Source organism: Brucella oryzae (assembly GCF_041929965.1).
Lineage (GTDB): Bacteria > Pseudomonadota > Alphaproteobacteria > Rhizobiales > Rhizobiaceae > Brucella > Brucella oryzae.
In genome coordinates this window covers 195,649-207,949 of the sequence record NZ_JBHEEO010000007.1, presented here as the reverse complement: position 1 = coordinate 207,949, position 12,301 = coordinate 195,649, and the positions used below count along the sequence as shown (strand labels likewise).

Genomic DNA, 12,301 nt, shown 5'->3' with positions numbered 1-12,301 from the left:
CCGCTCCTACCTTTGAGTCGAGTCCCGAAATGTCTGGTGGCGTCCTACTGATCGTCCTCTTCGGCGCGTTCCTGCACGCGAGCTGGAACGCAATTGTAAAGGGGAGTGGAGACAAGTTCTTCGGTGCGGCCAGCGTCACGGGCGCCGCCGGGCTGATTGCTCTTTTCATCGTACCCTTTCTGCCGCTGCCCAACCCGCAAAGCTGGGTTTACATGCTGTTGTCGACGGTCACGCAGACCTTCTATATGTCGCTCGTGGCCGCCGCCTATAAGTCCGGCGATATGAGTGAAGCCTATCCGATCATGCGCGGTACACCGCCTTTGATCGTGGCGCTGGTAAGCGCGCCGCTGGTGGGAGAAATCATGGGCTGGCAAAGCTGGCTCGGGATCGTGCTGATCTGCTCCGGCGTTCTTGCTATGGCAGTTGATGCGCGACGCAGAAATCACGGCGCTTCAAGCCGTACCGCCTTGCTTGCACTTGCAAATGCAGGTTTCATCGCAAGTTATACGATCATTGATGGTCTTGGCGTCCGTGTTTCCGGCGAGCCATTGTCCTACACGCTATGGCTTTTTCTCATGAACGCAATACCGCTCGCCGGTTGGGCGTTCTATCGCGAACCTGACCGGTTCCTCCATTATCTGCGCAATCGCTGGCGCCCGGCATTGATCGGCGGGGTTGGGACGCTTGGGTCCTACGGTCTGGCGCTGTGGGCCATGACCATGGCGCCGATTGCCGTGGTTGCAGCATTGCGGGAAACAGCGATCCTGTTTGGTGTTCTCATTTCCGCATTGGTCTTGAAAGAAAAAGTGGGTCTGCCGCGTTTCCTCGCTGCAGGACTGATCGTCTTGGGCGCGATTTCGCTCCGTCTGGCGTAAAAATTTATTTCGTCACAGCGATAATCTTCCGGTAGAAATTCGTTTCTGTGAGAAGTGGCTTGGAGTAAAACGGCGATATGAACCAGCACGCTCCTATTTCAAATATCAGGATCGGCCATTCGGCCTGCCCGCACGACTGTCCGTCAACTTGCGCGCTCGATGTCGAAATTCTCGACGAGCGCACCATCGGGCGCGTGCGCGGCGCGAAGGACAACAGCTATACGGCTGGCGTCATCTGCGCCAAGGTTGCGCGCTATGCCGAGCGTGTGTATCATCCCGACCGCCTGAAGCATCCGCTGGTGCGCGCCGGTGCGAAAGGCGAGGGGCAATGGAAGCAGGCTTCATGGGAAGCGGCCCTCGACCTCATTGCCGAACGCTTTCTGAAAGCCGAGCAGGACTATGGCAGCGAGAGCGTCTGGCCGTATTACTATGCGGGCACGATGGGACTGGTGCAGCGCGATTCGATCAATCGCCTGCGCTTTGCCAAGCGCTATTCCAACCAGTTCGACAGTTTCTGCACCAATATGGCCTGGACCGGCTATTTTGCCGGAACGGGAAGCCTGACCGGTCCCGATCCGCGCGAAATGGCGAAAGCCGATGTCGTGGTGATCTGGGGCACCAACGCCGCCGCAACGCAGGTCAATGTCATGACCCATGCCGTCCGCGCGCGCAAGGAACGCGGCGCGAAGATCGTCGTGATCGATGTTTATGCCAATGCGACCGTCCGCCAGGCGGATATGGGCATCGTGCTGAAACCGGGCACCGATGGCGCCTTTGCCTGTGCCGTCATGCATGTGCTGTTCCGTGACGGTTTGGCCGACTGGGATTATCTGGAGCGCTATACCGACGATCCGAAGGGGCTTGAAGCGCATCTTCAGACCCGCACGCCGCAATGGGCCGCTGCAATCACCGGCCTGTCGGTCGAAGAGATCGAGGCATTCGCCCATCTCGTCGGCAAGACCAGGCGGACCTATTTCCGCCTCGGCTACGGTTTCACCCGTCAGCGCAACGGCGCGGTCAACATGCACGCAGCCGCTTCGATTGCCTGTGTCACCGGCGCTTTCCTCTATGAAGGCGGCGGGGCGTTCCATTCCAATTCCGGCATCTTCAAGATGGACAAGCGCGAGATCGAAGGCCGCGTCATGCAGGATGTCGGTCTGCGCTTTCTCGATCAGTCGAAGATCGGACGCATCCTGACTGGCGACCGGCAAGCGCTTTATGGCGGGCCGCCCGTCATGGCCATGCTGATCCAGAACACCAATCCGGCGAATGTCACGCCGGAACAGCGGCTGGTGCGCAAAGGTTTCGCGCGCGAGGATCTGTTCGTCGCCGTGCACGAACAGTTCATGACCGATACAGCCAGGATGGCCGATGTCGTCCTGCCCGCGACGACATTTCTTGAGCATGACGATATCTATCGCGCCGGTGGACAGCAGCATGTGGTTCTAGGACCGAAGTTGATCGAGCCTTTGGCCGATGCGCGTCCCAATATCTTCGTCATCAACGAACTGGCCAAACGTCTCGGTGTCGGCCATCTGCCGGGCTTTGATCTGGACGAGCGCACGCTGATCGACAATATGAACGCCAACAGCGATCTGCCGCAATTCGATGAATTGAAGGAAAGGCGGTTTGTCGATCTGCAGCCGCCGTTTGAAGAGGCGCATTATATCAATGGCTTCAAATGGCCGGACGGCAAATTCCGCTTCCGTCCCGACTGGACGGGGAGCCCGTCGCCGAACAAGCCGCCGGAAGTCATGGGCCTTCAAGGTGCTTTCCAGTCGATCCCCGAGTTTCCGGATTATTGGGACGTGATCGAAACGGCGGATGCCGAGCATCCCTTCCGCATGACCACCTCACCGGCGCATAACTTCCTGAACTCCACCTTTGCCGAAACGCCGACATCGCTTGCCAAGGAAATCCGGCCCGAATTGCTTATCCATCCCGACGATGCGGCAGAGCTTGGCATCGAGGATGGCGAGCGGATCGAGATCGGCAATCATCGTGGCGAACTGGTGCTTCATGCGGTTCTGCGCGCCGGTCAAAAACGCGGGGTCGTCGTGTCGGAGGGCATTTTCCCGAATTCCGCATTCGAGCGCGGCGAGGGGATCAACATCCTGATCGGCGCCGAACCTGCCGCTCCTTATGGCGGACTGGCCGTGCATGACACCAAGATCTGGATTCGCAAATTGAGCGCATAAATATTTATCCAACAACGCCCGGCGCATATATAAACTATATATGCGCCGGGCGTTGTTGATTTTGGGCTCGTTAGCCAGCGTAACGCAGTTTCAGCTTGGAAACGCCGACAGCTGCATTCAGGCCGCGCTGGCCCTGAAGGGAAATCGGCTGCAACGAAATCGTCTTCCACGAACCGCCGGTCAGGATGTTGGTGCCGAAGCCGACGCCGATGGCTGCATTGGCGGATGCGCCGACATAGCCGCCTTGAAGAGCGCCCTCGGGGCGAACGGACGGAGCCCACACGGCCCAGGCAACACGACCGCCATTGATGAAGCCGACATCGACTCCGAGTTTGGTAATCGTCCCGGTATAATGTTCAAGCGGACCACGTCCACGGGCGGGTCTGAATACGCAATCCACATCCTGCTGGCTACCGATGATGACGCCGATGGCAGGAGAAATATCGCAGGACAGCATACCGACTTCCGAACGCGGCTGGGTGCGACCTGAAGCGGGAGGAGCTACGAAGTCAGCGGCGACGGCTGGAGCCGTGACCGCAATGCCGGAAACCACGGCCATTGCCGAAAGGAAGGAAGTCGAAAAACGGAGAGACATGTCCTTGTCCTCTTCTAAAAACATATTGAAAGAGACGCTAATACGTCTCTTAACGAGATTTGCCGAAGCAAGTTCCGTTACGATGGGCAATTAGAGCTTTTTGCGGGAAATTAAAGTTTTATTAACAAAAAACTTGGGGTGTGATGAATTTGTCGCGCGCTGTCAGGCGCTCAGAACCATTACATCGGTGACATCCGCGGGACCGCTTTGTTCGCGGGCAAATCTGGCGAGCGCCAAGGCATAGAGCCGATGCTCGGCTTTCAGAACGCGGGCCGCAAGCGCTTCCGCATCATCGCCAGCGAGTACGGGCACTGCCGCCTGTGCCAGAATGGGGCCTTCATCCATCCCTTCCGTTACAAGATGAACGGTGCAGCCTGCGACTTTCATGCCTGCATCCAGTGCCCGCTGATGGGTATGCAGTCCGGGGAAAAGCGGCAGCAGGGAAGGGTGAATGTTGAGAATGCGGCCTTCATAGGGAAGAATGAAGCGGCCCGACAGAAGGCGCATGTAACCGGCAAGGCAGATGATATCCGGCTTCAAGGCGGCGAGCGCCTCCAGAATGGCATCTTCATGCTCATCCTTCGAGGCAAAGTCCTTGCGCTTGAAAACCTGTGTCGCAATACCGGCAGCCTTCGCCTTGGCAAGGCCGCCAGCTTCCGCCTTGTCGGAAAAGACCGCCACCACTTCCGCCGGAAAATCGGCGACTTCAGCGGCGCGGATCAGCGCCTCCATATTGGAGCCGCCGCCGGAGATGAAGATGACGACCCGCTTGCGGCTCATAGCGAAAGCGCGCCCTTGTAGACGACGCCGTCTTTTTCGCGCTTCACCATCCGGCCGAGCGTGACAACCTTTTCGCCTTCAGCGGCAAGGGCAGCCAGAACTTCCTCCACTTTTTCAGGCTTCACGACGGCAATCATGCCGATGCCGCAATTGAAGGTGCGCAGCATTTCGGTTGGCTCGACGCCGCCCGTCTTGGCAAGCCAGGAAAAGACCGGCGGAACGGCAATCGACGCGAGGTCGATTTCGGCGGCAAGACCTTCCGGCAGGACGCGCGGAATATTGTCGGGAAAACCGCCACCGGTAATGTGCGCCAGCGCCTTGATACCGTCCGAAGCGCGGATCGCGGCAAGAAGAGGCTTCACATAAATACGTGTCGGGGTGAGCAGCGCTTCACCGAGCGTCGCGCCCGGCTGGAACGGTGCATCGGACTTCCAGCTGAGGCCGGAGAGTTCGACGATGCGGCGCACCAGAGAAAATCCGTTGGAATGGACGCCGGAGGAGGCAAGGCCGAGTATGACATCACCTTCGGCAACGTCGCCACGCGGCAGCAGACGGTCGCGTTCGGCAGCACCAACCGCGAAACCGGCAAGATCGTAATCACCGTCGCGATACATGCCGGGCATTTCAGCGGTTTCACCGCCGATCAGCGCGCAACCGGCCTGCCTGCATCCTTCGGCAATGCCCGCAACGATATCGACACCCTGATCCGGCGAAAGCTTGCCGGTCGCAAAATAGTCGAGGAAGAAAAGCGGTTCAGCACCCTGAACGACGAGATCATTGACGCACATGGCAACCAGATCGATGCCCACCGTATCGTGCTTGTCGGCATCGATGGCGATCTTCAACTTGGTGCCGACACCGTCATTGGCGGCAACGAGCACCGGGTCCTTGAAGCCGGCAGCCTTGAGGTCGAACAGGCCGCCAAAGCCGCCGATTTCCCCGTCAGCTCCGGGGCGGCGCGTGGAGCGCACGAGCGGCTTGATCTTCTCGACCATCAGGTTACCGGCATCGATGTCGACACCAGCCTGCGCATAGGTCAGGCCATTATGGGCAGCAGACTTGTCGGCGGGCTTATTGGCGGGCTTGTTTTCCATGGTCATGGCCTGCTCCTGAAACTGGGCGCTTATCCACGCAGCTGTCTAATGCATTTTCGGCAAAAGCGTGTAACGGTTTTGCTTGAGAAAATGCGATAAACAGAGAATGTGCGCGCAATGACACGAGACGGCGCTGCCCGCAAGGCCAGAAGGCCCGAAAAGCGTAAAATAGCGCAGGATTCCACCTGGAAACATGATGGATCATTCTTCTTGCGATAGAAGGTTGTGTTTCGTCAGGCTTCTCGCACAGACATTGCAATCCTTGGCAACCGTTCTAACTTGTTCCCGACTGCAATAAGATATCCGTAACGCCGTTCTGCTATCAGGACAGGCTTATCCAATAGTTTTTCTTTAAAACGGACGCCCATGGCCAAGAAACCGACACCCGCGCGCACCACCGCCAGCCGAACGATCCGTCAATCGGACGCGAAGGTTCGCGATGGCGACATTCACGTCAATGTGGAAGTCGGTGGGCTGACCGGTTCCTCGGTCCGCCGTCAGGCGATGTTCTGGACGGGGACCGTCGCGGTCTTTGTCCTGTTCCTGATCGTCTTCAGTTCGGTCCTGCTGCCGTTTGTTGCTGGCATGGCGCTGGCCTATTTCCTCGACCCTGTCGCCGACAGGCTGGAACGTCTCGGCCTCTCACGGCTTGCTGCCACGATCGTCATTCTGCTCATCTTCCTGATGGCGCTGATCCTCGGTCTGATGATCGTCGTGCCGATTCTGGCAACGCAGCTCGCGGATTTCATTTCCAAAATTCCCGAATACATTACCCAATTGCAGTCGCTGCTGGCGAATGAGGATTCGCAATGGTTGAAGAAATATATCGGCATTGACAGTTCCGTCATTCAGCAAAATCTGAGTTCGCTGCTCCAGCAGGGCGCCGGTTTCCTGTCGACCTTGCTCCAGTCCCTGTGGAATTCGGGGAAATCGCTGATCGATATTGCGGGGCTTTTCGTCGTCACTCCGGTGGTTGCGTTCTACATGCTTCTGGACTGGGACCGCATGGTCTCGAGCATCGATTCATGGGTGCCGCGCCGCCAGCTTCACACTGTCCGCCGCATCGCCGCTGAGATGAATGCCGCCGTTGCCGGTTTCATTCGCGGGCAGGGAACGCTCTGCCTCATTCTGGGAACCTATTACGCCATCGGCCTCACTTTGACCGGGCTCAATTTCGGCCTGTTGATCGGCTTTTTCGCCGGTCTCATCAGCTTTATTCCCTATATCGGTTCCTTTGTCGGTCTGGCGCTCGCCATCGGTGTGGCGCTGGTCCAGTTCTGGCCTGACTGGATCATGATCTGTGCCGTTGCAGGTGTGTTTTTCCTTGGCCAGTTCGTGGAAGGCAACATCCTCCAGCCGAAGCTCGTCGGTTCGTCCGTGGGTCTGCATCCGGTCTGGCTTATGTTCGCTCTTTTCGCCTTCGGTTCGCTGTTCGGCTTCACCGGAATGCTGGTTGCAGTGCCCGCCGCAGCCGCCGTCGGGGTGCTTGTGCGGTTCGCATTGAATAGCTATCTCCACTCACCGATGTATGATCCTGCCTACCATCAGCCGAACCCCGATGCCGGGCCGCTGATTGAGGCGGGCGAGAATGCGGACAAAGAGAAATGAGACTGGGTCGTAACCGGGCAGGATTTGGAACGGGATTTGCAGGAGGCCGCGATGCGTGAGGCACCGCGCCAGATTCCGTTGAATCTCGAGCATCAGCCCGGTTATCATCGGGAAGACATGATCGTCACGGACTCCAACCGTGCCGCCGTCGATCTTATCGATCGCTGGCCGAACTGGCTGTCGCCTGTTACGATCCTTGCTGGGCCGACAGGATCGGGCAAGACGCATCTGGCAGAAATCTGGCGCGCAGGGACGGGCGCGCTTCTGGTAGACCCCACGAATATTACCGAGGAAGTCGTGAACGGCGCTGCCGAATATCCGGTGCTGATCGATGATATCGGTGCTGCACCTTTTGATGAAACCGGGCTTTTCCATCTTATCAACAGTGTTCGGCAGAATGCGGCGCAGGGGCTGGGGCCGTCCCTGCTCATGACGTCCCGCCTGTGGCCCGCCAACTGGAACGTAAAGCTTCCCGATCTTGCCTCACGCCTCAAGGCCGCAACCGTCGTGGAAATTTCAGAACCGGACGATCTGCTGCTTTCCGGCGTCATTCACAAGCTCTTCGCGGACCGGCAGGTGAGCGTCGAGCCGCATGTCGTCGCCTATCTGGTCAGCCGGATCGAGCGCTCGCTTCTGTCCGCAATCCAGATCGTCGACAAGCTCGACCGGGCGGCACTTGAGCAGAAAAGCCGCATCACGCGCACGCTTGCCGCACAGGTTCTGGCGGGCAGCGAACAGCCGGATCGCTGAGGATGAAGATCGCCGTTACCGGGGCGGGTGGCTTTGTCGGAAGCGCTCTCACGCAAATGCTGGCCGGGGAGGGGCATGACGTCCTGCCTCTATCTCGCAATAAACTGTCTGATCCCGACTTTTCCAGTGTGGAAACCGTTGTCCATTGTGCAGCACTTGCTCACCGCACCGGAACGGAACGACCGGATGCCGCTACATTCGATGCGGTCAATCATCGGCTGGCGGTGGACCTTGCCGCCAGGGCAAAGGCTGCCGGCGTAAAGCGCTTCGTGTTTGTATCCACGATCTATACGATTGTGGGAAACCCGTCGCCGCTGACGCCGGACATGCCGCTGAAACCGCGTGACGACTACGGGCGCGCCAAGGCAAGGGCGGAAGCCGATCTGCGCGAAATCAACGGGATCGAGATCGTCATCGCGCGCCCGGTTCTCGTTTACGGTCCCGGGGCGCGGGCGAACCTCAAAGCTTTGATAAAGCTCTGCAATAGCGGATTGCCGCTGCCTTTCGGTCTGGCAAACAACAGGCGCAGCTTCGTATCGCTTGAGAACGTTGCGCGTGCGCTGACATTTTTGAGCGTAGCACCTGCGCAAAAGGTTGCCGGGCGGGTGTTTCACCTTGCCGAACCGCAACCGCGCTCCACAAAAGAACTCGTGACGAAGCTGCGTGCAGCCTTGGGAAAGCCTTCACGCCTTGTCCCTGTTCCGCCGATCTTCATGCGAATCTTGCTTTCAGTGGCGGGTAAAAGTGGCTTTTACGACCAGCTTTATGGCGATCTGGTCGCAGACAGTTCATCGCTTATCGATGCAGGATTCGATTATCTGCCGGGCGACCGGCAGCTCGAAGCAATGGCGCTGGGGCGGGATTAGAGCATGTCTCCCAAAAGTGGGAACCGGTTTTGGGATAAAGACATGCGTAAAAACAAAGAGATAGAGCGGTTCCAGCGACTCCGTTTTAACCGGAACCGCTCTAGTTTTTCTGGCCCACAGCCTTGGGCGGCACCATGCGTGAATGCACAGGAGCTGAAGCGTGCTTCGGTGCCTTCGTCGTCGTAGCCTGCGGCTTCTTGGCAATAGAGCCGGTTATCAGGCTGGCACTATCCGGCTTGTTGCGTCCACCGACGAGCTGATCTTCATGCACCCAGCCGATCATGTTTGTCTTCGGGACGATCACGCGATGCCAGCGTCCGGTCTTCCCATAGGAACGCATTTCGCGGCCTTTTTCCACGACGCCGATGGACGGTGATTTGTCCCAGGCATTCTTATGGATGGTGAGTCGCGCCTTGGCATAAATCACCGACGGGGAGCTTGCGGGAGTGTTGACGCCACGCGGAGGCATTGCGTGCGGTGTGGCGCTGGCTGCGGAGGCGGCGACCTGATTTGTGGGGCGCGGCGGGGTGGCGGGCTGGATTGCCGCCTGCTGCACCGGCTTTTGCGGTGCGGGTGCCACAACGGGCGCCGATGGACGCGGCACAGGGCCGACGGCTGCGCCGTAATCCTTCGGCTGTGCCTTGTTTTCAGGCGCTTTGCTGGTGACGGTTGCTTTTGGTTCGGTTCGCGCAGCTGGCTGCGTGTTCGGCTTGGACGCGGGGCGCTGGAACAGGGCTGTTATCGCGGCTTGCGGGCTCTTGTGCTGGGTGGTTGCCCACAGGCTGAAAGCGCCGAGGCCGAGGATTGCGACAAGAGCGAGCAGGGGAGTGGACGAGCCCGATGACTTGGCCGAGCGCTTTGTGGAGCGCTTGGGCGAGCGGGTGGTGCGTTTGCGTGCAGCCATCGTCAGTCTCCTGTTCGAATCGCGATGGGGAGACGCTACCAATTGTTCCTTCGCATTTGGTTACCGGAACGGTCCGCTGCACAGGGTCAGACCGATGAAGCGTAAACAAAAAACGCCGCTTTCGCGGCGTTTCGAGGTCGATTGGTAAAGACTTACTGGTGTCCAGACGTCTTGTCATCGCAAGAGGTCTGGCCCGATGCCTTCTCCTGCTGCCGTTGGTTGGCTTCGCTTGCCTCAACTGCGTTGCGCAGCTCTGCCCATTCGCGTTCATGACGACGATAAAGCTCGTCGGAAACAGTCTGGATACCCATTTCGGTCCTCCGTTTTATCTGGTGACCCAAATAACATAGCGATGATCGAAACGTTGCATCACAAAGCGTAAGCGCTTGAAATCTTAATCGATTTATATGTTTATAACCTGTATTGCGTTTCAATTTTCCTGAATGGAAACACCGTCTTCTCCGATTTTCATCTCGATCCCGGCGGGTTTGGTTTCTTCACGATAGACATAAACCGCAAGACCCGCAGCCACGACAATCAGCGCGCCAATAATCAGATAAAGCCCGTTTCTATTCACATTCAGTCTCCAGCTGGTTGATATTGAGGAGAGAACGCGCACCTGTATGATTTGGTTCCGGGAAACCTGGCGGCCACTAAAATGCGTCATCCTGTTTGTATTGAAGAGAAAAAACACGATCTGGCGAATTTGCCTCTTGCTTTATCTCGTTTGATTATCTAGTGAAGCCGCACCGCTTGAAAGCGACGGAGCGTAGCGCAGCCTGGTAGCGCACCTGATTTGGGATCAGGGGGTCGGAGGTTCGAATCCTCTCGCTCCGACCATTTTCCTCAAGATTTGAATTGGTCGATATATGAACGCCCCGGCACAGGCTGTGGCGTGCGTCTTTATCGCGTTGACATGCATTCACGTGTAAACTATTGGCTTGGTGGATTTTCAGCTCCCCAGCGGGCAAGAGAGTAGTTCAGGGTTCTTCAAATGGTTGCACGTATTTACCGTCCAGCTAAGACTGCAATGCAGTCCGGTCAGGCTAAAACAGACCAGTGGCTTCTGGAATATGAGCCGGAAAGCCCGCGTATGATCGACCCTTTGATGGGCTATACATCTTCCGGCGATATGAAGAGCCAGATTCGTCTGTTCTTCGCGACACAGGAAGAAGCGGTAGATTATGCAAAGCGCAACAGCATCGCCTATCGCATTATCGAGCCGAACGAGCCGAAGCGTCGCAAGGTTTCCTATTCGGATAATTTCCGCTTCGACCGGACAATGCCCTGGACTCATTGAGACGCATTGATTGACTGTTTAGCCTGACACTTGCTTCGGGCCTGATGTTGGGATAATTCGGCAGGGCTTTTCTGGCAAAGCCCTGCGTTCATTGAAATATCTTCGATCTTTTTCGAAAGGCGAGGTCCCGTAGCTCAGTTGGATAGAGCGTCAGCCTTCTAAGCTGAATGTCACAGGTTCGAATCCTGTCGGGATCGCCACTTTCTTTAATTTTGTCGATCGCCGCGCTAATTAGCCTTTTGGGTCAGAAGCACTGACCTTTCCCAGCGATTTCAGCCGCATGTGTCCGAGGCGGTAGCACAGGATTTCGGGGGCGGGTGGCTCGCGCATCGGAGACGGGGTGGATTTCGGTCCTTCTGCTTCTGCGCGACAGTGCAATGCAAGCGGACGCTAAGCTGATCAATTTACAACAGCGGACATCGTCCATTGCCCATACATGCGCCACCGGATACGTCCAACATATGCGTTCGAACTCTGGACAGTCAGCGAAACACCGCCAATTGCCCGCTGCAGACTTCTGTTGCCGCTACCGCAAATGCTGTGCCTGCATCCAAGCCTACGAATTGGCGTTTCATCCAGGTGTATCAACACTTACAAGCACCGCTCTCAGTCAAACGTCTGAATGAAAAGGGATTTCAGCACCTGCTCGTGCTGGTCCCTGCTGAGCATGATATCGGTGTAGGAGGAAAGATCGGTCAGTTGGAAACCTTCGATCTGCGCTCTGGCGATATTAGCCCCATCCAGGTTGGAGTGGAGAAACCGCGCATTGTTGAGATTGGAGGAAAAGAAGCTAGCATTCGCGCAGTTGCTCTCCGAGAAATCGCAATCGCGCAGATCGCAGTGCTCGAACACGCAGTCCCGGTAATCGCCGGGACCGAATGCCCCGAACATCATGGCGCAATGAGAGAATGTTGCGGTTCCGATGCGCCTCTTGGCCGGGCGGTAGGCTTCGACCGAGAATTTGATCCCAATGGCTTTGCAATCAACGAATAGGGCCCGAAAAGCACTTCCGCCGATCATTGTGTTGTAACTGAGATTGCACTTCCTGAATTCGGAATCCACCAAGTTTGCACGCCGCCATCGGCTACCACCATCCTGAGCCTCGTCGCCAAATGTGCAGTCGGTGAATACGGTGCCCTGAAAGCTGCATTCACGGAAATCGCAAGCGATGAAACTCGAATTCGAGATGCGGGCGACGTCGAAATTGCAATCGACGAATATACAGTTGCGAAACCTCACTTCATGGAGATGGTATTCGGATATGTCGACACGGTTGAACGTGACATCTTCTGTCGGCTCAATTCGCCGTATCGCCTCTTCGAAATCCATGG

The 12,301-nt window shown here is 57.2% G+C and carries 13 protein-coding genes, 2 tRNA genes and 1 pseudogene; 8 read left to right on the top strand and 8 right to left on the bottom strand.

Going from position 1 to position 12,301, the window contains the following annotated elements; translation table 11 throughout:
* Positions 1–29 precede the first annotated feature (29 nt).
* Positions 30–875, top strand: coding sequence for a DMT family transporter (locus JNC70_RS10010; RefSeq protein WP_104753796.1), 846 nt, complete (start codon positions 30–32; stop codon positions 873–875).
* A 77-nt stretch (positions 876–952) separates the two neighbouring features.
* Entirely contained in the window at positions 953–3,073 is a 2,121-nt protein-coding gene (locus tag JNC70_RS10005) for a molybdopterin oxidoreductase family protein (protein ID WP_104753797.1), read from the top strand.
* A gap of 70 nt (positions 3,074–3,143) precedes the next feature.
* Here JNC70_RS10005 and JNC70_RS10000 read toward each other — a convergent pair whose 3' ends face one another.
* From JNC70_RS10000 to purM, 3 genes are all read right to left on the bottom strand, one after another.
* A complete protein-coding gene (locus JNC70_RS10000; protein ID WP_104753811.1) occupies positions 3,144–3,668 on the bottom strand; it encodes a DUF992 domain-containing protein in 525 nt (174 codons plus the stop codon).
* A gap of 162 nt (positions 3,669–3,830) precedes the next feature.
* The gene (gene purN, locus JNC70_RS09995) at positions 3,831–4,448 is read right to left on the bottom strand and encodes a phosphoribosylglycinamide formyltransferase (protein ID WP_104753798.1); all 618 of its coding nucleotides are present in this window, start codon (positions 4,446–4,448) and stop codon (positions 3,831–3,833) included.
* Positions 4,445–5,548 (bottom strand): phosphoribosylformylglycinamidine cyclo-ligase, encoded by a 1,104-nt coding sequence (gene purM / locus JNC70_RS09990; RefSeq protein ID WP_104753799.1) that lies wholly within the window; start codon positions 5,546–5,548, stop codon positions 4,445–4,447. Before purM ends, purN begins: the two co-directional genes overlap by 4 nt.
* A 360-nt stretch (positions 5,549–5,908) precedes the next feature.
* On the opposite strand from purM, the gene JNC70_RS09985 reads away from it, so the two are divergent.
* The 3 genes from JNC70_RS09985 to JNC70_RS09975 are packed head-to-tail and all read left to right on the top strand — an operon-like array spanning position 5,909 to position 8,766.
* Positions 5,909–7,150 carry an AI-2E family transporter gene (locus tag JNC70_RS09985; protein ID WP_208623403.1) on the top strand — a complete coding sequence of 414 codons (1,242 nt, stop codon included), beginning with the start codon at positions 5,909–5,911 and terminating at the stop codon, positions 7,148–7,150.
* Between the two features lie 51 nt (positions 7,151–7,201).
* A complete protein-coding gene (hdaA, locus tag JNC70_RS09980) occupies positions 7,202–7,900 on the top strand; it encodes a DnaA regulatory inactivator HdaA (protein WP_104753800.1) in 699 nt (232 codons plus the stop codon).
* Between the two features lie 2 nt (positions 7,901–7,902).
* A complete protein-coding gene (locus JNC70_RS09975; RefSeq protein ID WP_104753801.1) occupies positions 7,903–8,766 on the top strand; it encodes an NAD-dependent epimerase/dehydratase family protein in 864 nt (287 codons plus the stop codon).
* A gap of 100 nt (positions 8,767–8,866) precedes the next feature.
* Here JNC70_RS09975 and JNC70_RS09970 read toward each other — a convergent pair whose 3' ends face one another.
* The 3 genes from JNC70_RS09970 to JNC70_RS09960 all read right to left on the bottom strand — a co-directional run bounded on the left by JNC70_RS09970 (position 8,867) and on the right by JNC70_RS09960 (position 10,247).
* Entirely contained in the window at positions 8,867–9,670 is an 804-nt protein-coding gene (locus JNC70_RS09970) for a hypothetical protein (RefSeq protein ID WP_104753802.1), read from the bottom strand.
* Positions 9,671–9,822: 152 nt separating this feature from the next.
* The gene (locus JNC70_RS09965) at positions 9,823–9,981 is read right to left on the bottom strand and encodes a hypothetical protein (protein ID WP_010661697.1); all 159 of its coding nucleotides are present in this window, start codon (positions 9,979–9,981) and stop codon (positions 9,823–9,825) included.
* A 119-nt stretch (positions 9,982–10,100) separates the two neighbouring features.
* The gene (locus JNC70_RS09960; protein WP_104753803.1) at positions 10,101–10,247 is read right to left on the bottom strand and encodes a hypothetical protein; all 147 of its coding nucleotides are present in this window, start codon (positions 10,245–10,247) and stop codon (positions 10,101–10,103) included.
* Between the two features lie 186 nt (positions 10,248–10,433).
* Between JNC70_RS09960 and JNC70_RS09955 the strand changes: the two genes are divergently transcribed.
* From JNC70_RS09955 to JNC70_RS09945, 3 genes are all read left to right on the top strand, one after another.
* Positions 10,434–10,510 (top strand) — tRNA-Pro (locus tag JNC70_RS09955).
* A 154-nt stretch (positions 10,511–10,664) separates the two neighbouring features.
* Positions 10,665–10,970: an ETC complex I subunit gene (locus tag JNC70_RS09950; protein ID WP_104753804.1), complete on the top strand. Its 306-nt coding sequence runs from the start codon at positions 10,665–10,667 to the stop codon at positions 10,968–10,970.
* Between the two features lie 123 nt (positions 10,971–11,093).
* Positions 11,094–11,170 (top strand) — tRNA-Arg (locus JNC70_RS09945).
* A 406-nt stretch (positions 11,171–11,576) separates the two neighbouring features.
* Here the strand turns inward: JNC70_RS09945 and JNC70_RS22870 are convergent.
* Both JNC70_RS22870 and JNC70_RS22865 read right to left on the bottom strand, forming a co-directional pair.
* Positions 11,577–12,032 carry a pentapeptide repeat-containing protein gene (locus JNC70_RS22870; RefSeq protein WP_445433026.1) on the bottom strand — a complete coding sequence of 152 codons (456 nt, stop codon included), beginning with the start codon at positions 12,030–12,032 and terminating at the stop codon, positions 11,577–11,579.
* Positions 12,033–12,092: 60 nt separating this feature from the next.
* Positions 12,093–12,299: pseudogene (locus JNC70_RS22865) on the bottom strand (pentapeptide repeat-containing protein); the annotation flags it as partial.
* Between the last annotated feature and the right edge of the window lie 2 nt (positions 12,300–12,301).

What these genes read in the sequence shown, in the direction of transcription:
- JNC70_RS10010 (WP_104753796.1), top strand. Translation starts at nt 30, where the DNA reads ATGTCTGGTGGCGTCCTACTGATCGTCCTCTTCGGCGCGTTCCTGCAC.
- JNC70_RS10005 (WP_104753797.1), top strand. Translation starts at nt 953, where the DNA reads ATGAACCAGCACGCTCCTATTTCAAATATCAGGATCGGCCATTCGGCC.
- JNC70_RS10000 (WP_104753811.1), bottom strand. Translation starts at nt 3,668, where the DNA reads ATGTCTCTCCGTTTTTCGACTTCCTTCCTTTCGGCAATGGCCGTGGTT.
- purN (WP_104753798.1), bottom strand. Translation starts at nt 4,448, where the DNA reads ATGAGCCGCAAGCGGGTCGTCATCTTCATCTCCGGCGGCGGCTCCAAT.
- purM (WP_104753799.1), bottom strand. Translation starts at nt 5,548, where the DNA reads ATGACCATGGAAAACAAGCCCGCCAATAAGCCCGCCGACAAGTCTGCT.
- JNC70_RS09985 (WP_208623403.1), top strand. Translation starts at nt 5,909, where the DNA reads ATGGCCAAGAAACCGACACCCGCGCGCACCACCGCCAGCCGAACGATC.
- hdaA (WP_104753800.1), top strand. Translation starts at nt 7,202, where the DNA reads ATGCGTGAGGCACCGCGCCAGATTCCGTTGAATCTCGAGCATCAGCCC.
- JNC70_RS09975 (WP_104753801.1), top strand. Translation starts at nt 7,903, where the DNA reads ATGAAGATCGCCGTTACCGGGGCGGGTGGCTTTGTCGGAAGCGCTCTC.
- JNC70_RS09970 (WP_104753802.1), bottom strand. Translation starts at nt 9,670, where the DNA reads ATGGCTGCACGCAAACGCACCACCCGCTCGCCCAAGCGCTCCACAAAG.
- JNC70_RS09965 (WP_010661697.1), bottom strand. Translation starts at nt 9,981, where the DNA reads ATGGGTATCCAGACTGTTTCCGACGAGCTTTATCGTCGTCATGAACGC.
- JNC70_RS09950 (WP_104753804.1), top strand. Translation starts at nt 10,665, where the DNA reads ATGGTTGCACGTATTTACCGTCCAGCTAAGACTGCAATGCAGTCCGGT.